This is a genomic window from Mycobacterium sp. NGS48, assembly GCF_059812585.1.
Genome location: NZ_JCALCY010000020.1, coordinates 24,919 through 48,121, shown reverse-complemented (window position 1 = coordinate 48,121; position 23,203 = coordinate 24,919). Strand labels below are relative to the sequence as shown.

Genomic DNA, 23,203 nt, shown 5'->3' with positions numbered 1-23,203 from the left:
AGGAGAATTCAGGCGTGCCAGCTGCTCCAGCGGCTCACCGCAACCGCGATAACCGGGCCGTTCAACGGAACCGATTGATACTGGGAGTATTTGGCGCGCAGCAGGTTGTAGCCCAGCTGTAGCGTGTCGTCGTCGCGGTGGATCGCCGCGATTCCGTCGATGCGGACCCACCACAACTGTGCCCAGTCGTCGGTGTAGTGGTCGGCGAGCACACTCACGTGTGGGCTGTTCTCGATGTTGGCCAATCGGCGCAACCGGGTCGTGCTCTTCGGCTTCGCGTCGACGGCGGTGTAGACGACGTCGTCGCGCACCGCGAACACCACCGGAACCAGGTGCGGCGTCCCGTCGGGCGCGACGGTGGCCAGCCGGGCTACCGGCGCACCCGCGAAGCGGGCCTTGGGGTCGAAGTCGACCACCAAGCCAGCCTATGGGGTGGGCTGCGCCGCTCACCAGCAAACCGTCGCGATCGCCGAGACTGGCCTGGGCCGTTTGCCCGGACGGTGCCGTGGTTACTCCCTACCGCGTGTCTTGGACCCGGATGCGGGCTACGGTGAAGTGGACCAGTTCGCGCCGTCGGAATCCGACGCCCGGAGAATTCGGGTGGGTGTCACCCTTGCAGGAGGTATCGGGATGAGCGGATCACACCGCCGAACGCCCTGGTGGCGGTCGTGGTTACTCGAGGTGGCGGCGGTGGTGGGACTGGTCGCGGCCTTGGTGGCTCCAGTAGCGCCGGCCGTCGCCACGCCGCTGGCGCCGCCCGGTCCGTCGGCGCCGCCGGCCGACCCGTTGACGACTGTCTCGCAGGTGGGGGCGCAGATCGTCGACATCGACACGAAGCTGGGATACCAGAGCGCGGTCGGCGCCGGGACCGGCATCGTGATTGATCCCAGCGGCGTGGTGCTGACCAACAACCACGTCATCGCGGGTGCGACCGACATCAGCGCCAGAGCTATCGGCAACGGTCAGACCTATCCGGTCGAGGTGATCGGCTATGACCGCACCCAAGACATTGCGGTATTGCAGCTCGGCGGCGCGGCCGGACTGCCGGTCGCCAACATCGGTGACTCGTCGGCGGTCAAGGTCGGCGATCCGGTGGTCGCACTCGGCAATGCCGGTGGCGTCGGGGGAACGCCGAGCGCCGTGTCCGGCAAAGTCATCGCGCTGAACCAAACGGTGTCGGCGTCCGACTCGTTGACCGGTAGCTCCGAGACGCTCAACGGTTTGATTCACGTCGATGCCCCCATCCGTCCCGGCGACTCCGGGGGCCCCACGGTCAACACCAATAACCAGGTGGTCGGCATCAACACCGCCGCATCCGACAACTACAAACTCGGCGGCGGTCAAGGTTTCGTGATTCCGATCAACCAGGCTATGGCCGTCGCTGGGCAGATCCGCTCGGGGGCTGGATCGCCGACCGTGCACATCGGCCCGACGGGTTTCATGGGTGTCGGGGTCAATGACTCCAGCGGCGGTGCGGGCGCGGCGGTGCAGCGGGTGGTATCGAATGGTCCTGCCGCCCAAGCCGGGATCAGCCAGGGCGACGTGATCACTTCGATCGACGGCGCCCCGGTCAACTCGGCGACCGCGTTGACGAATCTGCTCGACCAGCATCATCCCGGCGACACCATCAGTGTGGGTTTACAAAACGGTGGTACTCAGCGCACGACTAGCGTGACGCTGGGGGAAGGGCCGCCCGGCTGATATCCGTGCAGCTGACGCATCGTCGGCGGGGCTCAAATCTGGGGCGCTGCAGATGATTCCGTGCGTCCGACGGAGGGTACGCATAAGACTGTGGATTTGACGAAAGAGGCACACGAACACGATCCGTCCGAGGGCAGCCGCGTCGAGGCCGGCGTCGTCGAGCATCCCAGTGCTGACGATTTCGCCGACGCCCGGGTGATGCCCGCTGACCCAACGTGGTTCAAGCATGCAGTGTTCTATGAGGTGTTGGTGCGGGCGTTTTTCGACGCCAACGCCGACGGCTGCGGTGACCTGCGGGGGCTCATCGACCGGCTGGACTACCTGCAATGGCTTGGCGTCGACTGCATCTGGCTGCCACCTTTTTACGACTCCCCGTTGCGCGACGGCGGATACGACATCCGGGACTTCTACAAGGTGCTCCCGGAATTTGGCACCGTCGACGATGTGGTGACGTTGGTCGATGCCGCTCACCGGCGGGGTATCCGGATCATCACCGACCTGGTGATGAATCACACCTCCGACTCGCACCCATGGTTTCAGGAGTCCCGGCGCGACCCCGACGGCCCGTACGGCGACTACTACGTCTGGAACGACACCAGCGACAAATATCCCGATGCGCGGATCATCTTCGTCGACACCGAAGAGTCCAATTGGACTTTCGACCCGGTACGGCGCCAGTTCTATTGGCACCGATTCTTCTCCCATCAGCCAGATCTGAACTACGAGAATCCGGCCGTGCAAGAGGCGATGATCGACGTGCTGCGTTTCTGGCTGGACCTCGGTATCGACGGGTTCCGGATGGACGCCGTGCCGTACCTCTTCGAGCGGGAGGGCACCAACTGCGAGAACCTGCCCGAAACTCACGCCTTTCTCAAGCGCGTCCGTAAGGTGGTCGACGACGAGTTTCCTGGCCGGGTGCTGCTGGCCGAGGCCAACCAGTGGCCCAGTGACGTCGTCGAGTACTTCGGCGACGCCGGCACTGGTGGCGACGAGTGCCACATGGCGTTCCATTTTCCGCTGATGCCCCGCATCTTCATGGCGGTCCGGCGGGAGTCGCGGTTCCCGATTTCGGAGATCCTGGCGCAGACGCCGCAAATCCCGGACATGGCGCAGTGGGGCATCTTCCTGCGCAACCATGACGAGTTGACGCTGGAGATGGTCACCGACGAAGAGCGTGACTACATGTACTCCGAATACGCCAAGGATCCGCGGATGAAGGCCAACGTCGGCATCCGCCGCCGCCTGGCGCCGCTGCTGGACAAGGACCGCAATCAGATCGAATTGTTCACCGCGTTGCTGCTGTCGCTACCCGGCTCACCGGTGCTCTATTACGGCGATGAGATCGGCATGGGTGACGTCATCTGGCTGGGGGACCGCGACGCGGTGCGCACCCCGATGCAGTGGACACCGGACCGCAACGCCGGCTTCTCCGCCGCCAACCCCGGCCGGCTGTATCTGCCACCCATCCAGGACCCGGTTTACGGATACCAAGCCGTCAACGTCGAGGCACAGCGGGACACCTCGACGTCGCTGCTCAACTGGACTCGCACGATGTTGGCGGTGCGGCGGCGTCACAAGGCTTTCGCCGTCGGGACTTTCAACGAGTTGGGCGGGTCCAACCCCTCGGTGCTGGCGTATGTGCGTGAAGCCGATGACGGTGTCGTGCTGTGTGTCAACAACTTGTCGCGCTTCCCGCAACCCATCGAGTTGAACCTGCAGCACTGGGCTTCCTACACGCCGGTCGAACTGACCGGGCAGGTGAATTTCCCCCCCATCGGTCAGTTGCCGTATCTGCTGACCTTGCCGGGCCACGGGTTCTATTGGTTCCAGCTGTCTGAGTCAGAGGAGACGCCATGAATTTGCCGTTCGCCCAATGGCTTCCCCAACAACGCTGGTACGCGGGACGTCGACGCGAGATCGCCGCCGCTGACCCCAGCCGGATCGTCGGCCTGCGTGAAGACCTGGACCTGGTACTCGTCGACGTCACCTACACCGACGGTTCGTCGGAGCGCTATCAGGTGATCGTCAACTGGGGCAGCGGGCCGGTTGCCGAATACAGCGCGGTCGCCACCATCGGCACCGACAACGATCGCACCGCCTACGACGCGCTCTACGATCCGGACGCAGGCCGATTTCTGCTGTCGCTGATCGACTCGTCGGCGACACGCGGCGAGGTGACCTTCGCCAAAGAGCCGGACGTCAAGCTGCCCCTGGAGGCGTGGCCACGGGTGGCAGACGCCGAGCAGAGCAACACCAGCGTGATTTTCGAGCAGGACGCCATCCTGAAGGTGTTCCGCCGGGTCAGCAGCGGCATCAACCCCGACATCGAACTGAACCGCGTACTGGGCCGTGCCGACAATCCGCATGTAGCCCGATTGCTGGGTTCCTACGAAACGCAGTTGGACGGTGAGCCCTGCCCGCTGGGCATGGTGACCGCCTACGCGGCCAACTCTGCGGAAGGTTGGGCGATGGCCTCCGCCAGCGTGCGTGACCTGTTTGCCGAAGCCGATCTGTATGCCTACGAAGTCGGCGGCGACTTCGCCGGCGAGTCCTACCGGCTCGGTGAGGCGGTCGCGTCGGTGCACGCCACGCTGGCTGAGCAGCTCGGCACCTCGCATGCCACGTTCCCGCTGGAGACGGTGCTGGGACGGCTGGCGACGACGGCTGCGACGGTGCCCGAACTCGAGCAGCACGCCGCCGCGATCGAGCAGCAGTTCCGCGAGCTCGCCGGGGAGACCATCAACGTGCAACGCATTCACGGCGACCTGCATCTGGGACAGGTGCTGCGCACCCCGGAGTCGTGGCTGCTGATCGACTTCGAGGGCGAGCCGGGTCAGCCGCTGGAAGAGCGGCGGGCGCCGGACTCCCCGTTGCGCGACATCGCCGGCGTGTTGCGGTCGTTCGAGTACGCCGCCTGCGGTCCGCTGGTCGACCAGGCCGACGACAAGCAGCTCGCCGCCCGCTCCCGCGAGTGGGTGGAGCGCAATCGCAGCGCATTCTGCGACGGGTACGCTGCCGCGTCCGGCGTCGACCCGCGCGCTTCGGCAGCGCTGCTGGCGGCCTACGAGCTGGACAAGGCGGTGTATGAGGCGGGTTATGAATCTCGGCACCGGCCTGGGTGGCTACCCATTCCGCTACGCTCGATCGCCCGGCTGACCGCGGCCTGACGCGGCGACCGCAAACTCGGCGGAGCCGAGTGCAGCGGGTCGACGCAAACCCCACGGCGATCGCAAGCTCGGCGGAGCCGAGTGCAGCGGGTCGACGCAAACCCCACGGCGATCGCAAGCTCGGCGGAGCCGAGTGCAGCGGGTCGCCGTTAATCCTGAGCGCCCGCGCTGCGTGCAGTCCACATTTCTGGAAATATGTCCACCGTGATGGTGGCTCTTCGTCGGATGTACGACAGCGAAGCCAAGTTGTCGTGGGTGTTGGCCGCGTTGGCCGGTTTATTGGGCGCCACGGCCTTTTCCCATTCCGCCGGATACTTCGTGACGTTCATGACGGGGAACGCCCAGCGCGCGGTGATGGGGTACTTCGCGGAAGAACAGTGGGCGGCGTCATCGCCGTGGCTAGCGTTATCGGCAACCATGCTGATGGTGGCCTTCGTGGCCGGCGTGATCAGCGCGTCGTTCTGCCGACGCTACATCTGGCCGCGACGGCCACACGGTGCCACTTTGCTGACCACGCTGGCGCTCGTGCTCGCTACCGTGCTCGACCTCATCCTGTTGGGCGGCCCCGAGCTTCCATTGCCCTTCCCGCCGATCCTGCTGGTGACCTTTGGTGTCGGCGCGCTGAACACCACCTTCGTCAACGAAAACGGCGAAACGCAGATCGGTTTGAGCTATATGACGGGAACGCTGGTCAAGATGGGTCAAGGAATCGAACGGCACTTCCACGGGGGAGAACTCACAGATTGGCTGGGCTATTTTCTGCTCTTTGCCAGTTTTGTGATCGGCGCCACGATCGGCGGGTCGATCAGCTTGGTCGCTGGCGGCACCTACATGCTGGCGATCGCCAGCGTGGTGTGCGCACTGGCCACCGGATATACATATTTCTATGCGGGCCGTCGCGCCCTGTGGACGTAAAAACGCGAAATCGCCGCCGCCAGTGCATATTCGGCGCGGTTGAGCGCCGTACCTATTCTCCGGTGCGACGTGGGGTGACCAGTCGCCCGCCTGTGACGAGGGATGCGGATTGCTTGAGCCGTTGCGCCCGGACGCTGATGTCGTAGCCGTCGACATCAGCGATGGCCGAGAGGTTTTCGGTCAGGTAACGAAAGAGATCGTCGGCGTCGCGGCAGATCACCACGGCCATCAGATTATTGCGGCCGCTGACGGCAGCAGCGAAAGCGACCTCGTCATGAGCTGCAATCTGTTCGCCCACACGGTGGATGTTTTGTGGTGCAATCGTGAGCCACAACATCGCGTTGAGGTGAAAACCGAGTCGCTCGCCCAGCACGTCGACGTCATAGACCAAGGTGCCCGAGGCTTCCAGCGCCGCAACGCGCCGAGCCACCCGTGCCATCGACCATCCGGTCCGTTCGGCCAAGAGTGCCTGGGTGGCGCGGCCGTCTTCGGCGAGCGCGTCTAGGAGCGGGCGATCATGCGCGGTCGGGGTGATCAGCCGCCCTGGGGCTACCTGAGTGATCGGTTCGCCCAGGATCTGCCGCGTCTGCTCGCTGTTCAGCTTGTGGCCGTAGCCGGCCCACTGCGCGGTCGCCGATTGGCCGAATGCGTGCAGAACAAGGTCAACGCTGACGTCGATCACAGAGGTGGTTCGTGGAAGTTGTTGTAGCAGCGGACTTTCCTGACTCTCGCCGATCGGTGCGCGGATGACGCACACCAGCTCGGTCCAGCCCGACAGGATATTGGCATGGGTGACCTCTGGGCGCCGCGCCAGCGCGTCGCCCAGCTGGGATATGCGGTCCGGTTTGGCGCGGATGCGGGCTATCCACTGTGCTTCGCCGTAGACCCGGGGATTCACCAGTCCGACGACGCGTACCACGCCGGCGCGACGCAACCGCTGGTAGCGGCGGGCGACGGTTTGTTCGGATGCCCCGACGACCCTGGCGATGCGGCGAAACGACACCCGCGGCGACAACTCCAGCGCATGGAGGATTTGCGCGTCCAAAGGATCCGGCATGCGTAGAGTATGCGGAATTTGCCAGTTCCGAGAGGATTTATCTCGGTTTCGACCGCGCGCATAGGCATTGCGGGACGGTGACTGTAACTCTGGGCTGGCGTGGTCGAGCGACAGGCCAGCGTGAAACGAAAGGACTGCTATGCAAATCGGAATCGGCTTGCCGAATCATGTCGCGGGCGTGCCCGGCTCGTTGATCTCCAGATGGGCGCACCGCGCCGAGCAACTCGGATTCGCAAGCGTGGCCAGCATCGACCGCGTGGTTTATCCCAGCCTCGACTCGATCGTCGCCCTGTCCGCTGCAGCCGGCGCTACCCGCGACATCGGCCTCGTCACCAACGTCCTACTGGCCCCGCTGTATCCCGCCGCATCGTTGGCGAAGCAGCTGGCCAGTTTGGCCGAAATTGCCGGAAACCGGCTCACGCTGGGTCTAGGGGTGGGCCGTCGCACCGACGACTACACCGCCACTGGGGCGGACTTCCACCAACGCGGGCGGATTTTGGACCGGACCGTTGAATTGATGCGTCGTGCCTGGCAAACCGACGTCGTTACCGGTGACGTCGCACTGTGCCCAGCGCCTGTGCGGATTCCCGTGTTGTTCGGCGGGGCGTCACCAGCGACTCTGCGGCGAGTGGCCACGGTGGGGGATGGCTGGGCCGCCGGCGCGGTCCGCGACTATGCGAATCAGTCGTCGTTCGCCAACGAAGTGCGCGATGCCTGGCGGGAGGCGGGTCGCGCGGGTAAGCCGTGGCTGAATGCCAGCGTGAATTTTGCGTTCGGCGACGCGGCGACGGTGGGTGCCGCGCACGCAAATCTGCGCAGCTACTACGGTTTCGTGCCCGAGTATGCCGAGCTCAACGTTGCGGACATGCTGACCTCGGCGCAAGACGCGGTGAGCACCGTGCGCGCCTACCGCGACCTCGGCTTCGACGGGCTGCTGTTTCACCCGGGTGTCGCCTCGCTCGACCAGCTTGAGCGCCTCGCCGACGCGGTGCTGTGAACGCCAGAAATAGATCGGCAGCAGCGCCGGGGGTGCGCTGCTGCCGATCGTTAGGCCGTTGTCTCAGGCCGGGTTTGGCGGCCCGTTCAACACCGCCTGGATGTCGGGCTTCATGGCCACCAGTTGGCTGTTCCAGTAGCCCCAATCGTGTGTTCCGTTGGTCGGGAAGTTGAACACACCATTTCTGCCGCCGGCTGCTGTGTAGTTGTCGCGGAAGGCTTCGTTGGTGCGCAGCGTGAAGCTTTCCAGGAACTTGGCCGGCATGCTGTCGCCGCCCATCTCGTTGGGTGTGCCGTTACCGCAGTAGACCCAGACGCGGGTGTTGTTGGCGACCAACCGTGGAATCTGGATCATCGGGTCGTTGCGCTTCCAGGCCGGATCGCTCGACGGACCCCACATGCTGTTGGCGCTGTACCCACCCGAGTCGCTCATCGCCAGCCCGATCAGCGTCGGCCACCAGCCCTCGGACGGGTTCAAAAAGCCCGACAGCGACGCCGCATACGGGAACTGTTGGGGGTAGTAGGCCGCCAGGATCAGCGCCGAACCACCCGACATCGACAACCCGACTGCCGCGTTGCCAGTCGGAGAAACACCCTTGTTGGCCTGCAGCCATGCCGGCATTTCGCGGGTCAGGAACGTCTCCCATTTGTAGGTGTAGTTCTGCCCGTTGCCCTGCGACGGCTGATACCAGTCGGTGTAGAAGCTGGACGTTCCGCCGACCGGCATGATCACCGAAAGACCTGACTGGTAGTACTCCTCGAACGCCGGAGTGTTGATGTCCCAGCCGTTGTAGTCGTCCTGGGCGCGCAAACCGTCGAGCAGGTAGACCGCGTGCGGCCCGCCGCCCTGGAATTGCACCTTGATATTGCGGCCCATCGACGGCGAGGGGACCTGCAGGTACTCGACCGGCAGGCCCGGCTTGGAGAACGCCCCCGCGGTCGCCGAGCCGCCGACGGCGCCGACCAGGCCGGGCAACAAAACTGCCCCGATGGCCGCGATCGTCAGCCGACGCGGTAAACGTGTTGCCGCGTCACGCAACTTCTCAACGAACTTCATAGCTCCTACCTATCCCAACTTTTATCTGCCGCAACATGCGGTCGAATAGCTGTCCGTCGCAGTCAAACACAGCAATGCGGCGTGTCCGGTTTGTCGCCACGGGGTGTGATGTCGCGGTTAACTAACGATTGAGCCTCGGCGCGGACTCGAAGATAACGATTACGTAGCGGTGCCGACGGTGGCCGCAATTCGAGCTGGTGACAAAGCCTTTCGATGGACAGCGGGGGAGAGCTACTTGTGCACCGGGTGCAAGACCACATCCGTCAATGCGCCGTTGCTTGCGGTAGCGGTCATGTATGTGCATGTCGGTTGGCGGCGCCGATCCGTCGGCGAGCCGGGATTCAACAGTCGCAGACCGGTTTTCGTCGTGGTATCCCACGGAATATGACTGTGGCCGAATACCAGCACGTCGGTGTCTGGATACATCCGCGACATCCGCGCCTCCCGGCCGGCCGTGGGACCGGTCTCATGAACCACCGTGAACCGCAGGCCGCCGAGCACCACGTCCGCACGTTCGGGCAGCCGCGCGCGTAATGGCGGCCCGTCGTTGTTTCCCCAGCAGCCCACCAGTCGAGCGGCCGTCGACTCCAGCTTTTCCAGCAGGTCAAGTGCCACCCAATCGCCGGCATGCAGGACGACGTCGGCGGCGGCCACCTCGTCCCATATTCGTGCCGGCAGGTCGCGGGCCCGCAACGGGACATGCGTATCGGCGAGCAGCAGGAGCTTAGTTGTCGTCGCTGCGGGCCTCCGCTCCGGTTTCGCCGACGTCGAGGGCGTCATCGGGGTCTGTCCCCCCGACGTACGTGCCGTCATTCTCGTCGTCGCCGGCGCGGGAGCGAGCCTCGTGCTCTTCAGCCTCCACGTCCGATTCGTTCTTATGGCCCTTCGATTCGGCCATGTCGTTGTCCTTCCGCTGCCCCTGCGCCGAGTCAACAGCGTGACTACCCGTGTCGGAATCCAGCCGAAACACCCAGAGCATGGGATGCCAGTATTGAATGGCACCCCAAGCAGAGGAGACCACCGCATGCGCACCTTTGAGTCAGTCGCCGACCTCGCCGCCGCAACGGGGCAAAGCATCGGGCAAAGCGACTGGGTGACCATCACTCAAGAGGACGTCAACCTGTTCGCCGATGCGACCGGGGACCATCAGTGGATTCACGTCGATCCGGAACGAGCGGCCAGTGGGCCGTTCGGCACAACCATCGCCCACGGTTTCATGACGCTGGCTCTGCTGCCCCGGTTGCAGCACCAGATCTATACGGTCAACGGCATCAAACTCGCCGTCAACTACGGGCTGAACAAGGTTCGGTTCCCCGCACCCGTACCAGTCGGGTCAAAGGTTCGTGCCCAGAGCACATTGGCCAGTGTCGAGGACCTGGGCAATGGTGCGGTACAGGCGACGATGTCGACCACCGTCGAGATCGAGGGTTCCGAAAAGCCCGCGTGCGTGGCCGAGAGCATCGTTCGATACATCTCGTAGGCTCAGGCCATGGACGCTGAACTGGCATCCTGGCTAGCCGCCGGGCAGCACTTCGACTACCTCGGCTTTGACATCTTCTACCGCATGGAAGGCAATGGACCTGCACTGCTGCTGATCCACGGTTACCCGTTCAACTCCTTTGACTGGGCACCGATCTGGCCAACACTGACGCAACGTTTCACGGTCGTCGCACCGGACATGATGGGCATGGGCTTCTCGGCAAAGCCAGTCGCCTACGAATACTCGGTGCACGACCACGCCGACATGCACGAGGCACTGTTGGACCACCTGGGAATCGGCAACGCGCACATCATGGCGCACGACATCGGCGACTCGGTGGGCCAGGAACTGTTGGCCCGCCACGAGTTTGGTCAGCCCGCCTATGGCGAGTTGAGCATCGACTCAATCACCTGGCTCAACGGCGGCATGTTCGTCGAGACCTACACGCCGCGGACGGCGCAGAAACTGATGTCCCGGACTCCGTTGGGTGACATCGTCAGTCATGTACAGAACAGTCCCTTGTCTCGTCGGCTACTGGAACCGACGCTGCGCGAGATGTTCGGCCCCAACACCAAGCCGACACGGCACCTGATGGACGTGTTAAACCAGATCCTGGATTACAACGACGGCCGCCGCGTGCTGCACAAGGTCGGCCGCTTCATCAACGACCGCTACACGCATCGAAACAGGTGGGTACGTGCCATGCGCCAGACCGCGGTTCCGATGCGGTTGATCGACGGGCCGGTCGACCCCAACTCCGGCGCGCACATGGCGCGCCGCTACGCGGAGGTGATACCGCACCCCGACGTGGTGATGCTCGCCGACGACATCGGGCACTGGCCGCAACTCGAAGCCCCCGATGCGGTGCTGGCGCACTTCCTGGCCCATATCGACCGCATCGCAGCGGGCTGACGGCAGCCAAGTCAGAACTCGGCGACCGCGTGCTCGAGACGTTGCGCGAGTCGAACCTCAGCTTCCGCTCGCCTGGTCGGCAGATGCTGCGACGGGAAAGGTGTTGACACCGGCTGATATTCGCGCAGCGTGCGGCGGGCCACCGTCATCTTGTGCAGTTCGGTGGCGCCGTCGGCGATACCCAGTGACTCCGCGGCCACCATCATCTTGACGAACGGCATCTCGTTGGAGACACCCAGCGCGCCGTGCAGGTGCATCGCGCGCTGCACGACATCGTGCAGAACCTGGGGCATGGCTACCTTCACCGCCGCGATGTCGCGCCGCACCTTCTGGTAGTCGTGGTGCTTGTCGATCAACCATGCGGTGCGCAGCACCAGCAGCCGGAATTGCTCGATCTGAATCCAGCTGTCGGCGATCTTTTCCTGGGTCATCTGCAAGTCACCCAGCCGGCCCAGTCGAGTCTGGCGCGATACCGCCCGCTCGCACATCATGTCGAACGCACGCCGGGCCAGGGCGATCGTGCGCATTGCGTGGTGAACCCGGCCGCCGCCGAGCCGGGTCTGCGCAATCGCAAACGCCTGTCCTTCGCCGCCGAGCACATGGTCGGCGGGCACCCGGACGTCGGTGTAGCGGACGTAACCGTGGCTGCCGTGTGAATCCGTGCCGACACCCACATTGCGGACGATCTCGAGGCCAGGCGTCTCGGCCGGAACAATGAACAGCGACATCTTGTCGCGGGTGCGGGCGTCGGGATTGGTGACCGCCATGACGATGAAAAACGCGGCGTGTTTGGCGTTGCTGGAGAACCATTTCTCGCCGTTGATCACCCAGGAGTCGCCGTCACGCTCGGCGCGGGTGACGAACATCCCCGGGTCGGACCCGCCGTGCGGTTCGGTCATCGAATAGCAGGAGCTGATTTCGCCGTCGAGCAGCGGCTGCAGATAGCGCGCCTTCTGCTGCTCGGTGCCGAACAGCGCGATGATCTCGGCATTGCCGGAGTCGGGCGCCTGGCAGCCGAACACCGACGGCGCCCAGCGGGACCGGCCGAGGATTTCGTTGAGGAGTGCGAGCTTGACCTGCCCGTAGCCCTGGCCGCCGAGTTCGGGTGTCAGATGGGCGGCCCACAGTCGCTGGTCCTTTGCCTGCTGCTGCAGCGGCCGCAGGATTGCCATCGTCTCGGGGTTCTTCTTGTCGTACGGATCGAGTGCGACCAAATCCAGCGGCTCGAGTTCGCCGACCATGAATTCTTCGACCCAGTCCAGCTTTTGCTGATATTGCGGGTCGGTTTCGAAGTCCCACATCGTAGGCCTTTCCGGAGAGTCAGGTGTGGCGCGTGTAGCGGTCGCGCAACTTGGCCAGGGTTGCTTCGATACCGGCCGCATTCCGTTTGGCCAAGCCGGCTCGTTCATAGAAGTGCAGCCGGTCCTTCACCGGTCCGGTGTCGCGGTAGTCGAACGTCTCCGTCACCTGGGTGGTCGTCGGCGAGATCGCGGCGAACTCCCACCGCCAGTGATGCCCGGCCGGATGCGACCACTCGACGAGGCGGTCCCGTTCGACGGCGGTGACAGTACTGGTGAGCCGGTAGCGCAGGCCCCAGACCCGCATCGTGGTGGAGAATCGGGCGCCTGGCGCCAGCTGGTGAGGACCGCCAACGCCGGCACCGACGGTTCCTGAGCCGTCCAACTCCTGATGCCGCCGCGGATCTGCAACCAGCGCGAACAATTCCGCCGCGGGGGCGTGAACCTCGACGGTGCGGCTGACCTGATCGGGTCCGGTATCGACGGGAGTGATGGTCATGATTGCTGCCGTCCTGACGGTACATCCAACCGCTGGCCCGCCGCTAACCTGGTGCGGTGACGATCCAGGCACGCCCGGCAGCCAAAGTCGATATCCCCGCACTGGCACAGACTCTGGGCCGCGCCTTCTACGACGATCCGGTCGCGACGTGGATCATGCCCGACGACAGATCGCGAGCAGCGCGGCTGCATGAATTTTTTGCCACGATGACCCGGCATCATCACCTCACCGGCGGGGGAGTCGAGGTCGCTTGCGACGGGCCTGATATCGGCGCGGCCGCGCTGTGGGATCCGCCCAACCGGTGGAAGCACTCGCTTGGGGAGCAACTGGCGATGTTGCCGTCGCTGGTTCGGGGCTTCGGTTTACGGCTGACGGTTGGCCGCCGGCTCGCCGAACTGCTGGACGCGATGAAGCGCCAGCACCCCGAAGAGCCGCACTGGTATCTGGCCACCATCGGAAGCGACACGACGGTCCGCGGTCGCGGGTTCGGCCAGCGCCTGATGCGTTCGCGGCTCGATCGTTGCGACGCCGAGCACTGTCCGGCGTATCTGGAATCCAGCAAACCCGACAACGTGCCGTACTACGAGCGTTTCGGCTTCACCGTGACCGGTGAGATCGTGCTGGGCAACGGCGGCCCGACGCTGTGGCCGATGTGGCGGGCGCCGCAGTAGCCGGGCCTGTCCGCCGAATTGGTGAAGCTCGTTTAGAGCGTGGAGTCCACGGGCAACCGTTGGCCATGCCTACCGACCAAGCCGGCGACCTCGTCGACCCATCGGATTTCCCGGAAGAAGGCGGACCGGGCGACACGCTGAACCCGAGCGAATCGACCGACTCCGACGAGGTCCGCAACGACGACGGCGACATCGTCGTCGACCCGCCCGAGCGCTGGAGCGAGGCCGACAAGTTCGGGATGACCGAACGCGAGGAGGAAGAGGGCGAATCCCTCGACGCCAAACTCGCCGCCGAAGAACCCGATGCGCCCGCCGACGGCGTCCCCGATGACCAAGGTCCACACCGCGCACACCGGGGCCAGATCGATGGCACACCGGAGGATGGCGACTCGCTCTACGACGTCGTCGACGAGTGAGCAGTGTCCCGCAGCGTCACCCGAAATTGCATTGTTCGATAGGGCCAACCGCAGGCGGTATTCCACTGCGACACCACCAGACCGACGCCGCGTGCGACATCCAATTGAGAACCGGGCAAGACGTATCCGCCGTACAACTGCGCGACGCGGTTGCGGGCGTGATCTTCGCAGTCCCAGGCATCCCCGACGACCGGCAGCTGCAGCGGTGAATTCGCCACCGCGGTAGGAGAGTTGAGCACCCGGTAGCCCAGCGCGTACTTCGACGACAGAAAGCCCCCGAGGACCCATGTGCCGGGCGCCAGCCGTCGCAACGACAGCTCACCCCAGGTTTCGCCGTCGGGAGTGACCGGAGTCGGTTCGGTGCCCCACGACCAGCGCCCCGCGCGGTAACCCCACGAGACGTATTTGGACCGCATACCGATGTGGTCCGGGCGAACCCGTCGCACGATGATGCCTTTGTCGCGCTGAAACCCCGTCGAGACGATATAAACCCAACCGTCGTCGGGATCGTAGTCCCAGGACCAGCATTGTGCGTGACCGTGATGCAGGTCGGCCGGTAAACGGGCACCGAGGCGACGCCAGGAAGTTGCGTTGTCGTCGGATTTCCACACCTCGGTCCACACGACGTTGCCGAAACCGCGGTTGACGATCGCGTGCAAATACAACGCGTTGTCCACCCGCAGCAGATCCGACGGGATCACGGTGCTGATGCCGCGGCGTAGTCCGGCACCGTCGCGGTGCGCGTAGTGCCACAACTGGCGGGCATAATCTGGATCGTCGCCGCCGGCGCGGTGGTATCGGATCCGGTGAGCAGCGTCCCCGGTGCCGATCAGGATTACCGGCGATCGCCAATCGCCGAGGCCAACCTTGTTGCCGGAGAACGTATCTCCGAACACCGACACCAGTGTGCCGTTAGGTGCGAGCACCGATGCGCCCAGATCCGCACAGGTGACCCCCCATCGGTCGGTGAGACCCGGACCAGTGAGGTCGGCCAGCTTGCCGTCGGCGCGCCGACGCGAGCTCAGCTCGACCATGGCGTGACCGGCCGTTCTTGGTGCTGACCGTCGACGATGACATCCACCTTCTCGTTGAAGAAGGCGATGCGGTCTCGCACCGGTTCGGCCTCACGCAGCGGCGCGGGGTACGTCCAGGCCAAGTCGCGCAAGCCGTCGCGCACAGACAGGTACGACGCGCGGCCTTTGTATGCGCAATAGGTGACGGTGTCGCTCGGTTCGAGGTCGACGACGACGTCTGCGCGCCGCAGGTAGTACCGGATCGGCAGCAGCGTCTCGAACAGCAACAGCGCTCGCGACGATTCGGCCAGCAGCCGGCCGTGGTGTTCGATCCGGACAGGTTGGGTGCTGGACAAGATGTCGATCCGTTTGAAGGGGTCATGTGGGTGAGCCACGATGGGCTCGTCCTCCTCGCGCCAGTCAAAGGCGTTGAAATTGAGGATGAGGTAACCGGCCAGATCGGGGTCGTCGCTCCGAAATGCGGAGGCAGGTTCCAACTCCGTCAAGACATCGGATTCCGGTACTGCGTACGTCGGGACCACCCGGCCTGGCTCCCAGACCAACCGTCCATTCAGCGTGTCGGCGACCAACTCGTCGGCGAGGTAAGCCCGCAGCCGCTTATCGGTGGGTTCGTAGCGCAGCGATCCGAGTGCAGTGCCGAGCAGATCCCGCATCTTGATGGCCATTGACCCATCATCACCCCGGCTCGACTACGGCTGGCTACGCCAGCCCGCGACACCCACGGCGATCATCCGCAACTGCTTGACCGCGGTCCGGCGGATCTCGTCAATGGCCTCCGCACCCTGGGCGTCCTCGATCGCCTCGGCGACCACGATCATCGAGTTGACGAACAGGGTGGCCAGCACATTGAGGTCTTCGGTGCTCCACGTGTTCGGCCCGTTGAAGCGCGCGAGGTCGGTGGCCAGTTCTGAGGTAAGCAGCCGAAGTTCGGTGCGGATCGCGTACCGCAACACGGTGACGCCGCTGGAGCGCTCCCGGTAGATGAACCGCCAGTGCTCGCGTTTGTCGGTGATGCTGGCGATCACGATCTCGACCGACGACTCGATCACCCGATTGGGGTCGAGTTTGCCGGCCCGGGCGCCGCGCAGCATGTCCCGCAAGGTTCGAAACGACTCGTCGATCAGCACCAGACCCAGCGCTTCCATCGACTCGAAATGACGGTAGAACGCTGCCGGCACGATTCCGGCCTCCCGGGTCACCTCACGCAGGCTCAGGCTGCCGAAACCGCGGTCGCTGAGCAGTTTGAGTGCCGAGGCGATGATGGCGCGCCGGGTCGCCTCCTTGCGCTCTTCGCGGGAGGGACTGTCCCGGGTACGGCCGCGACCCGACCGGTGTGACCGCGAACTGGGCGTACGGTCGTTCACCGTGTGAACCCTACCACAATACTGTTGAGATGCTTGACGACCTGCGGCATCCGGCCGCACGGTGTACATATGTTCACTCAAACTTTATCGAAGCGGGTGCTAGGTTCCGGCCTGGTCGACCTGCTCGCCGGTCCGCACGGCGTTGACCGGTACACCGAGATTCTGACCCCGACCTGGACGCAGGGCGAGGCACGCGCCAAGGTCGTCGATGTGCGGCGGACCACTCCGCGCAGCGTCACCCTCGTCCTGGCGCCCAACCCGGCGTTCGACGCTCTTGGTGGCGTTCGCCGGGCCGGCCAGTACGTCAACCTCACCGTTGAGGTCAACGGCCGCCGACACGCCCGTTGCTACTCCCCGGCCAATGCCGAGGGCACGTCGCATCTTGAGCTGACGATCGGTCATCACGACGGCGGGGTGGTTTCCTCCTACCTGTACAAGCACGCCCGGCCCGGCATGGTGGTGGGTCTGGACGGCGTGGCCGGCGACTTCGTGCTGCCGGCATCTCGGCCTCGGCGCACCCTGTTCGTCTCCGGCGGCAGCGGCATCACGCCCGTGATGGCAATGCTGCGCACCCTGATCGCCGAGGGACACGACGGGGAGATCGCGTTCGTCCATTACGCACGCACTCCTGCCGAGGCCTGCTACCGCGACGAGCTCGCCGCCATGCCCGGAGTGCGGGTACTGCACGGCTACACCCGGTCGGGTGTCGGCGACCTGAATGGCCGGTTCGGACCTGAACACCTGGCGTCCGCCATGCCGGAGCCCGACGCCGTATTCGTCTGTGGGCCGCCGGCTTTGGTAGCCGCAGTGCGCGAACACTGCAGCAATGTTCACGCGGAGAGCTTCGTGGCACCCACCATCGAGGCGCCCGCGAAGCCATCAGGCGGACGGGTTTCGTTCGCCGACAGCAGGATTGAGGTCGTCGACGACGGTCGGTCGTTACTGGAGCAGGCCGAATCGGCCGGCCTCAGTCCGCAAAGCGGATGTCGGATGGGCATCTGCCACACCTGCACCCGCCGCAAGACCTGCGGTGTGGTGCGCAACCTGACCACTGGCGCCGTCTCTACCGCCCTCGACGAGGACGTGCAGATCTGCGTGTCCGTCCCGGTCGGCGACGTCGATATAGCGCTCTAGGCGATAAAGGAGCAGTCATGTCACAGCCCAGAATCACTCTGACCCCCGAGCAGGCTGACGAATTCGGCCGCGAGCTCGACGCAATCAAAGAGCGCGTGATGGCCGACCTCGGCCAACGCGACGCCGACTACATCCGCCGGGTCATCAAGGCGCAGCGCGCGCTTGAGGTCGGCGGACGCGCCCTATTGTTCGCCGGCATCCTGCCGCCGGCCTGGCTGGCCGGTACCGCGATGCTTGCGGTCTCAAAAATCCTCGACAACATGGAAATCGGCCACAACGTGATGCACGGTCAATACGACTGGATGCGCGATCCGGCGATCTCCGGGCGGGCCTTCGAATGGGACACCGCCTGCCCCGCCGACCAGTGGCGCCATTCGCACAACTACATGCACCACACCTACACCAACATCGTGGACATGGATCGCGACATCGGCTACGGCATCTTGCGGATGAGCGAAGATCAGCCCTGGCAACCGTACTTCCTCGGCAACCCGCTCTATGCGTTCCTGCTGATGGTGCTGTTCCAGTACGGCGTCGCGCTGCACGAACTGGAGACCGAGCGCATCCGCGCCGGTGAGATCAGTTTGGCCGACAAACGTGAGATCCTGCAGGGCATTTGGCGCAAAACGCGCCGCCAGATGTTGAAGGACTACGTCGCCTTCCCGCTACTGGCCGGGCCGTTCGCTCCGTTCGTGTTCGCGGGCAACCTGTCGGCCAACCTGATCCGCAACGTGTGGTCATACATGATCATCTTCTGCGGTCATTTCCCGGACGGCACGCAGGAATTCTCCATCGAGGAGACGCAGAACGAGTCACGCGGCATGTGGTACTTCAGGCAGGTCCTCGGCTCGGCAAACCTCACCGGCGGCAAGCTTTTCCACCTGTTGTCCGGCAACCTGTCGCATCAGATCGAGCACCATCTGTTCCCGGACATGCCGGCGCGGCGCTACGCGGAGATCGCGCCGCAGGTGCGAGAGATCTGCCAGCGCTACGGCATTCCCTACAACGCCGGCTCACTGCCGCGGCAGTTCGCCACCGTGGTGCGCAAGATCGTCAGGTTGGCTGTGCCGCCGAAGAAGCACGACGTTCAGGCCACCCCGGAGGCCGTCGCCGCCTAACGCTGAAATTGCGCTCAGGGTTGTGGTTTTCGAAAAATCACGACCCTACGCGCAATCTCGACGACTGATACGCTGCCAATCCATGGTGACTATGCCCGCACTCGACGGCGTTGAGCACAGGTTTGTCGACCTGGCCGACGGCGTCACCATCCACGTCGCCGACGCCGGGCCGCCCGACGGGCCACCGGTGATGCTGGTCCACGGCTTTCCGCAGAACTGGTGGGAGTGGCACGCGATGATCGGGCCATTGGCCGCCGACGGTTACCGGGTGTTGTGCCCGGATCTGCGCGGGGCGGGCTGGAGTTCGGCGCCGCGTTCGCGCTACTACAAAAGCGAGATGGCCGACGACCTGGCCGCCGTGCTGGATCGGCTGGGCGTCGGGCCGGTCAAGCTGGTCGCCCACGACTGGGGTGGGCCGGTCGCATTCATCATGATGCTGAACCATCCGACGAAGGTATCCGGGTTCTTCGGACTCAACACCTCAGCGCCCTGGGTGACGCGCGATCTCACGACAATGTTGGACGTGTGGCGGTTCTGGTACCAGATCCCGATCGCGCTGCCAGTCATCGGTCCGCGAGTACTCGGCAGTCCGAAGGGGCGCTACCTCCGGACAATGCTCGGATGGGGCGGATCCGCAGTACCCAAAGACGATGTCCGCATGTACGTCGAATGCATGCAGGAACCGGGGCATGCGGTTGCGGGGTCGCGGTGGTATCGCACATTCCAGACCAGCGAAATGCTGCGGTGGCTGCGGGGCGAATTCGACGACACCCGTGTCGACGTCCCGATCCGGTGGCTGCACGGCACTGACGACCCAGTGCTTACGCCGGAGTTGCTTCGCGGCTATGCCGACCGCGCAAGCGATTTCGAGGTCGAGTTGGTCGACGGAGTCGGCCACTGGATCGTCGAGCAGCGCCCCGATCTGGTGTTGGACCGGCTCCGCAAATTCCTCAAAACCTGAGCCGCGTATTACTCAATCGACGCCGATCGTCACCTCGGTCGCTTTGATGAACACCGTCGCCGGTTGACCGGCCTTGAGGCCGAGATTGACCGCGGCGTCTTTGGTAATCGAGGAGGTGACGACCTGGTCGCCTCCATCGAGCCGAACTTTCACGGTCGCCATCACGCTGCCGAGGTCGACATCGTCGATCGTCCCGGTCAGTTGATTTCTGGTCGATAGCCGCATCGCAGGCCTCCCATTCATCGGTGATCTCCGAGGAAGCCTAAGCGGGTGCATCGGGCGGCGTTAGCGTTTCAGCGGCGGCGCGCACCCAGCAGTGCCACCGACGCGTCCACTGCGGGCGCAACGATCTCACGCACATCCTTGCCGTCTTCGACGGCGAGCGCGGTCAGTTCCCGCAGGCCGCCCAACAGGATTACTGCCATCGACGGTGTCAGTGGTGCCAGATCGGAGCGGCGGAATCCGGCACTGCCACTGAGCGCGACCAGCAGAGTGGTCAACAGCTCCAGCCCCCGCCGTTGGACCGGCCGGGCAACCGCACCAAGCGATGGAAACTCCCGAATCCAACTCAACGTCAGCGCCGGCCGCGACTCGATGTGGCTGACGTAGGCCTCGACCGCCTGCCGGATCTGGTCGCGCCAGTCGGCGTCCGAATCAACGGCCGCCCGGATATCGTCGCCGAGCTTCTCGTTGTCTGCTTCCAACAGTTCGAGGAAACACTGCTCCTTACTGGGGAATTGGTCATAGAAGGTGCGCTTCGACGTGCGGGCATGCCGGACGATGTCGGCAACGGTGGTGGCGCGGTAGCCGCGCTCGCCGATCGAGGCGGCAAGGCCGTCGAGGAGCCGACGCCGAAACGGGTCGATCTCGAGGCACGCCGCGTCGTGGACCACTGCTGTCATGACCGCACCTCCTCTCGATGAGTCCTTGCCAGCCGTTGGTACCACACGGTACCGTACCGGAGTACACCGCGGTACCCCCGAGTACCACGCCGATGTTGGGAGTGCACCAGTTATGAGCTCCGCACAGACCGAAGTGACCGCCGGGCAAAAGGCGGTCAAATTCCCGCCGGGGCCGCGTATTCCAAAAGTTTTGCAGGGCACAGGTTTTGTCGTCTCACGGCGACGGACCATCCAGCAGATGGGCCGTCGTTACGGCGACATCTTCACGCTGAACGTCCCGGTGTACGGCCGAACCGTGGTGGTGGCCAACCCAGCGCTGGCCAAGCAGGTCTTCACCACCAATCCGGACGATCTCGGCAATATCCAGCCCAACCTGAGCCGGTTCTTCGGACCGGGTTCGGTATTCGCGCTCGATGACGATGACCACCGCCTGCGACGCCGACTGCTGGCGCCGCCGTTCCACGGCAAGAGCATCAAGAACTACGAGAACATCATCGAAGAAGAGACGCTGCGCGAAACGGCCGGCTGGCCGGAGGGCACGGCGTTTGCCACGCTGCCCTCGATGATGCGCATCACGCTCAATGCCATCCTGCGCGCGGTTTTCGGCGCCGAGGGCGCCGAACTCGACACGTTGCGGCGCATCTTCCCGCCGTGGATCACGTTGGGCTCGCGATTGGCAACACTGCCCCAACCCTCTCGGACCTACGGGCGCTACAGCCCGTGGGGGCGGCTGGCGGAATGGCGACGCCAGTACGAGGACGTCATCGACAAGCTGATCGCCGACGAGCGTGCCGACCCGAACTTCGAGGATCGGACCGACGTGCTGGCGCTGATGCTGCGCAGCACCTACGAGGACGGTTCGGCCATGTCGCGCAGTGATATCGGCGACGAGCTGCTGACCCTCCTGTCTGCCGGGCACGAAACCACCGCCTCGACGCTGGGCTGGGCATTCGAACGACTCAGCAGGCATCCCGATGTGCTGACAGCGCTGATGGCAGAGGCCGAGAGCGACGACAACGAACTGCGTCAAGCGACGATCCTCGAAGTGCAGCGCAACCGGACGGTCATCGATCTGGCCGGCCGACACGTCTATGCGCCGGCCTACGAGCTCGGCGAGTGGGTCATTCCGCGTGGTTCGTCGATTCTGGTCAGCATCGCGCAGCTCCACGCCAACGCTGACATCTTCCCGGACCCGGAGCGCTTCGACCCGCAACGTTTCATCGACAGCAAGCCGTCCAGCTTCGCCTGGATCCCGTTCGGCGGTGGAGCACGCCGCTGCGTGGGCGCCGTGTTCGCCAACATGGAGATGGATGTGGTGTTGCGAACAGTGTTGCGCCACTTCACGATTTCGACTACCGGCGAGCCGGGCGAACCATGGCACTCGCGTGGCGTTGCCTTTACGCCGAAGAACGGCGGACGCGTGGTGGTGCATCGCCGTCAGCACTGATTAGGCTGTGCGCCCATGACCAGTGACGCCGGCGAAGTTGTGGACATGATGAATAACGCGATGGCATCCACCATTCCGATCGCGCACAAAATGGGCGTGCAGGTTGCCGATGTCCGGCGGGGTTTCGCGGCAACGACGGTCCCCGCCGAGGGCAACGGGAATCATTTCGGCGTCATGTACGCCGGCGTGCTGTTCACCGTGGCCGAAGTCCTCGGCGGGATCATCCCGCTGAGCACGTTCGATACCGCCAAGTACTTCCCGCTGGTCAAAGGGATCGAGATCCAGTTCGTCGCAATGGCCAAGACCGCGGTACGGGCGGAAGCCACGCTTGACGACGAGACGATCGCCCGCGTCGAGGCTGAGGCCGCCGAGCACGGCAAGGCCGATTTCACCCTCGACGCGGTAGTGACCGACGCCGACGGTCAGACCGTCGCCACCACCCGCGGCCTCTACCAGCTACGGACGTACCGCTAGTTCTCCGCGAGATCGCCGTGAGGGTTGTGATTCCGCAAAAATCACAGCCATAGCCGCAATCTCGCGGTCGGCCCTGACAAGCTAGTCGACGCTGGCGCGTCGCGGCAGCTTCCAGTCGGAGCGCGGGAAGTGGCAGGTGTAACCACCCGGGAAGCGTTCCAGATAGTCCTGGTGCTCCGGCTCGGCCTCCCAAAAATCCCCCGCCGGGCTGACCTCGGTCACCACTTTGCCCGGCCAGAGACCCGACGCCTCGACGTCGGCGATGGTCTCCTCAGCGATCCGCTTTTGTTCCTCGTCGAGGTAGAAGATCGCCGAGCGGTAGCTGGTCCCGACATCGTTGCCCTGCCGGTTCTCGGTGGTCGGGTCGTGGATCTGGAAGAAAAACTCCAGCAGCGTGCGATAGTCCGTGCGCGCCGGGTCGTAGTCGATTTCGATGGCCTCGGCGTGGCCGGGGTGATTGCGGTAGGTGGCGTTGGCGTTTTGGCCACCGGTATAGCCCACCCGGGTTGAAATCACACCGGGTTGCTTGCGGATCAAATCCTGCATGCCCCAGAAGCAGCCGCCGGCCAGGATCGCTCGGTTAGTAGTCGTCATAATTGC

Annotated in this window: 27 protein-coding genes; 14 read left to right on the top strand and 13 right to left on the bottom strand. The window is 64.5% G+C overall.

Annotated elements, in window-relative coordinates; translation table 11 throughout:
- Positions 1-8: 8 nt before the first annotated feature.
- On the bottom strand, positions 9-416 hold the full coding sequence (locus AC5Y42_RS21740) for a TIGR03668 family PPOX class F420-dependent oxidoreductase (protein ID WP_499900637.1): 408 nt from the start codon (positions 414-416) through the stop codon (positions 9-11).
- A 214-nt stretch (positions 417-630) separates the two neighbouring features.
- Here AC5Y42_RS21740 and AC5Y42_RS21735 point away from each other — a divergent pair, with 214 nt between their 5' ends.
- From AC5Y42_RS21735 to AC5Y42_RS21720, 4 genes are all read left to right on the top strand, one after another.
- Complete coding sequence (locus AC5Y42_RS21735) at positions 631-1,701, top strand: S1C family serine protease (protein ID WP_499900636.1); 1,071 nt, start codon at positions 631-633, stop codon at positions 1,699-1,701.
- Positions 1,702-1,791: 90 nt separating this feature from the next.
- A complete protein-coding gene (gene treS, locus AC5Y42_RS21730; protein WP_499900635.1) occupies positions 1,792-3,558 on the top strand; it encodes a maltose alpha-D-glucosyltransferase in 1,767 nt (588 codons plus the stop codon).
- Positions 3,555-4,868 carry a maltokinase N-terminal cap-like domain-containing protein gene (locus tag AC5Y42_RS21725; protein WP_499900634.1) on the top strand — a complete coding sequence of 438 codons (1,314 nt, stop codon included), beginning with the start codon at positions 3,555-3,557 and terminating at the stop codon, positions 4,866-4,868. The genes treS and AC5Y42_RS21725 overlap by 4 nt, the downstream gene beginning before the upstream one ends.
- A gap of 195 nt (positions 4,869-5,063) precedes the next feature.
- On the top strand, positions 5,064-5,783 hold the full coding sequence (locus AC5Y42_RS21720; RefSeq protein WP_499900633.1) for a DUF1275 family protein: 720 nt from the start codon (positions 5,064-5,066) through the stop codon (positions 5,781-5,783).
- Positions 5,784-5,835: 52 nt separating this feature from the next.
- On the opposite strand, the gene AC5Y42_RS21715 is transcribed toward AC5Y42_RS21720, so the two are convergent.
- The gene (locus AC5Y42_RS21715; RefSeq protein ID WP_499900632.1) at positions 5,836-6,840 is read right to left on the bottom strand and encodes an Lrp/AsnC family transcriptional regulator; all 1,005 of its coding nucleotides are present in this window, start codon (positions 6,838-6,840) and stop codon (positions 5,836-5,838) included.
- 139 nt (positions 6,841-6,979) lie between these two features.
- Here AC5Y42_RS21715 and AC5Y42_RS21710 point away from each other — a divergent pair, with 139 nt between their 5' ends.
- Positions 6,980-7,837 (top strand): LLM class flavin-dependent oxidoreductase, encoded by an 858-nt coding sequence (locus AC5Y42_RS21710; RefSeq protein ID WP_499900631.1) that lies wholly within the window; start codon positions 6,980-6,982, stop codon positions 7,835-7,837.
- A gap of 63 nt (positions 7,838-7,900) precedes the next feature.
- Here AC5Y42_RS21710 and ag85C read toward each other — a convergent pair whose 3' ends face one another.
- The 3 genes from ag85C to AC5Y42_RS21695 form a co-directional block, all read right to left on the bottom strand.
- Positions 7,901-8,893 carry a diacylglycerol acyltransferase/mycolyltransferase Ag85C gene (gene ag85C / locus AC5Y42_RS21705; protein ID WP_499900630.1) on the bottom strand — a complete coding sequence of 331 codons (993 nt, stop codon included), beginning with the start codon at positions 8,891-8,893 and terminating at the stop codon, positions 7,901-7,903.
- Positions 8,894-9,124: 231 nt separating this feature from the next.
- The gene (locus tag AC5Y42_RS21700) at positions 9,125-9,673 is read right to left on the bottom strand and encodes a metallophosphoesterase family protein (protein WP_499900629.1); all 549 of its coding nucleotides are present in this window, start codon (positions 9,671-9,673) and stop codon (positions 9,125-9,127) included.
- A complete protein-coding gene (locus AC5Y42_RS21695; protein WP_499900649.1) occupies positions 9,618-9,914 on the bottom strand; it encodes a hypothetical protein in 297 nt (98 codons plus the stop codon). The genes AC5Y42_RS21700 and AC5Y42_RS21695 overlap by 56 nt, the downstream gene beginning before the upstream one ends.
- Before the next feature lie 3 nt (positions 9,915-9,917).
- Here AC5Y42_RS21695 and AC5Y42_RS21690 point away from each other — a divergent pair, with 3 nt between their 5' ends.
- Together AC5Y42_RS21690 and AC5Y42_RS21685 are read left to right on the top strand one after the other, a co-directional pair.
- Entirely contained in the window at positions 9,918-10,373 is a 456-nt protein-coding gene (locus AC5Y42_RS21690; protein ID WP_499900628.1) for a MaoC family dehydratase, read from the top strand.
- 9 nt (positions 10,374-10,382) lie between these two features.
- Positions 10,383-11,285 (top strand): alpha/beta fold hydrolase, encoded by a 903-nt coding sequence (locus tag AC5Y42_RS21685; protein ID WP_499900627.1) that lies wholly within the window; start codon positions 10,383-10,385, stop codon positions 11,283-11,285.
- 11 nt (positions 11,286-11,296) lie between these two features.
- On the opposite strand, the gene AC5Y42_RS21680 is transcribed toward AC5Y42_RS21685, so the two are convergent.
- A complete protein-coding gene (locus AC5Y42_RS21680) occupies positions 11,297-12,586 on the bottom strand; it encodes an acyl-CoA dehydrogenase family protein (protein WP_499900626.1) in 1,290 nt (429 codons plus the stop codon).
- A gap of 19 nt (positions 12,587-12,605) precedes the next feature.
- On the bottom strand, positions 12,606-13,082 hold the full coding sequence (locus AC5Y42_RS21675) for an SRPBCC family protein (RefSeq protein ID WP_499900625.1): 477 nt from the start codon (positions 13,080-13,082) through the stop codon (positions 12,606-12,608).
- Positions 13,083-13,138: 56 nt separating this feature from the next.
- On the opposite strand from AC5Y42_RS21675, the gene AC5Y42_RS21670 reads away from it, so the two are divergent.
- Positions 13,139-13,753, top strand: a complete 615-nt coding sequence (locus AC5Y42_RS21670) for a GNAT family N-acetyltransferase (RefSeq protein WP_499900624.1) — start codon at positions 13,139-13,141, stop codon at positions 13,751-13,753.
- Positions 13,754-13,818: 65 nt separating this feature from the next.
- The gene (locus tag AC5Y42_RS21665; protein ID WP_499900623.1) at positions 13,819-14,169 is read left to right on the top strand and encodes a hypothetical protein; all 351 of its coding nucleotides are present in this window, start codon (positions 13,819-13,821) and stop codon (positions 14,167-14,169) included.
- Here the strand turns inward: AC5Y42_RS21665 and AC5Y42_RS21660 are convergent.
- From AC5Y42_RS21660 to AC5Y42_RS21650, 3 genes are read right to left on the bottom strand one after another with little or no spacing between them, the layout of a single operon-like run.
- Entirely contained in the window at positions 14,148-15,203 is a 1,056-nt protein-coding gene (locus AC5Y42_RS21660; RefSeq protein ID WP_499900622.1) for a glycoside hydrolase family 183 protein, read from the bottom strand. The genes AC5Y42_RS21665 and AC5Y42_RS21660 overlap by 22 nt on opposite strands.
- Entirely contained in the window at positions 15,191-15,868 is a 678-nt protein-coding gene (locus AC5Y42_RS21655; protein ID WP_499900621.1) for a DUF427 domain-containing protein, read from the bottom strand. Before AC5Y42_RS21655 ends, AC5Y42_RS21660 begins: the two co-directional genes overlap by 13 nt.
- 24 nt (positions 15,869-15,892) lie before the next feature.
- The gene (locus AC5Y42_RS21650) at positions 15,893-16,567 is read right to left on the bottom strand and encodes a TetR family transcriptional regulator (protein ID WP_499900620.1); all 675 of its coding nucleotides are present in this window, start codon (positions 16,565-16,567) and stop codon (positions 15,893-15,895) included.
- Between the two features lie 69 nt (positions 16,568-16,636).
- On the opposite strand from AC5Y42_RS21650, the gene AC5Y42_RS21645 reads away from it, so the two are divergent.
- The 3 genes from AC5Y42_RS21645 to AC5Y42_RS21635 all read left to right on the top strand — a co-directional run bounded on the left by AC5Y42_RS21645 (position 16,637) and on the right by AC5Y42_RS21635 (position 19,780).
- Positions 16,637-17,701 (top strand): ferredoxin reductase, encoded by a 1,065-nt coding sequence (locus tag AC5Y42_RS21645; RefSeq protein ID WP_499900619.1) that lies wholly within the window; start codon positions 16,637-16,639, stop codon positions 17,699-17,701.
- A 17-nt stretch (positions 17,702-17,718) separates the two neighbouring features.
- Positions 17,719-18,819 carry a fatty acid desaturase family protein gene (locus tag AC5Y42_RS21640; protein WP_499900618.1) on the top strand — a complete coding sequence of 367 codons (1,101 nt, stop codon included), beginning with the start codon at positions 17,719-17,721 and terminating at the stop codon, positions 18,817-18,819.
- A gap of 82 nt (positions 18,820-18,901) precedes the next feature.
- A complete protein-coding gene (locus AC5Y42_RS21635) occupies positions 18,902-19,780 on the top strand; it encodes an alpha/beta fold hydrolase (protein WP_499900617.1) in 879 nt (292 codons plus the stop codon).
- Between the two features lie 12 nt (positions 19,781-19,792).
- On the opposite strand, the gene AC5Y42_RS21630 is transcribed toward AC5Y42_RS21635, so the two are convergent.
- A complete protein-coding gene (locus tag AC5Y42_RS21630) occupies positions 19,793-20,005 on the bottom strand; it encodes a TOBE domain-containing protein (protein WP_065014754.1) in 213 nt (70 codons plus the stop codon).
- A gap of 68 nt (positions 20,006-20,073) precedes the next feature.
- Positions 20,074-20,682, bottom strand: coding sequence for a TetR/AcrR family transcriptional regulator (locus AC5Y42_RS21625; RefSeq protein ID WP_499900616.1), 609 nt, complete (start codon positions 20,680-20,682; stop codon positions 20,074-20,076).
- A 112-nt stretch (positions 20,683-20,794) separates the two neighbouring features.
- Here AC5Y42_RS21625 and AC5Y42_RS21620 point away from each other — a divergent pair, with 112 nt between their 5' ends.
- Both AC5Y42_RS21620 and AC5Y42_RS21615 read left to right on the top strand, forming a co-directional pair.
- Positions 20,795-22,129, top strand: coding sequence for a cytochrome P450 (locus AC5Y42_RS21620; RefSeq protein ID WP_499900615.1), 1,335 nt, complete (start codon positions 20,795-20,797; stop codon positions 22,127-22,129).
- Positions 22,130-22,144: 15 nt separating this feature from the next.
- Positions 22,145-22,603 carry a YiiD C-terminal domain-containing protein gene (locus AC5Y42_RS21615; protein WP_499900614.1) on the top strand — a complete coding sequence of 153 codons (459 nt, stop codon included), beginning with the start codon at positions 22,145-22,147 and terminating at the stop codon, positions 22,601-22,603.
- Between the two features lie 81 nt (positions 22,604-22,684).
- Here AC5Y42_RS21615 and msrA read toward each other — a convergent pair whose 3' ends face one another.
- Positions 22,685-23,197, bottom strand: coding sequence for a peptide-methionine (S)-S-oxide reductase MsrA (msrA, locus tag AC5Y42_RS21610; RefSeq protein ID WP_499900613.1), 513 nt, complete (start codon positions 23,195-23,197; stop codon positions 22,685-22,687).
- Positions 23,198-23,203 lie beyond the last annotated feature (6 nt).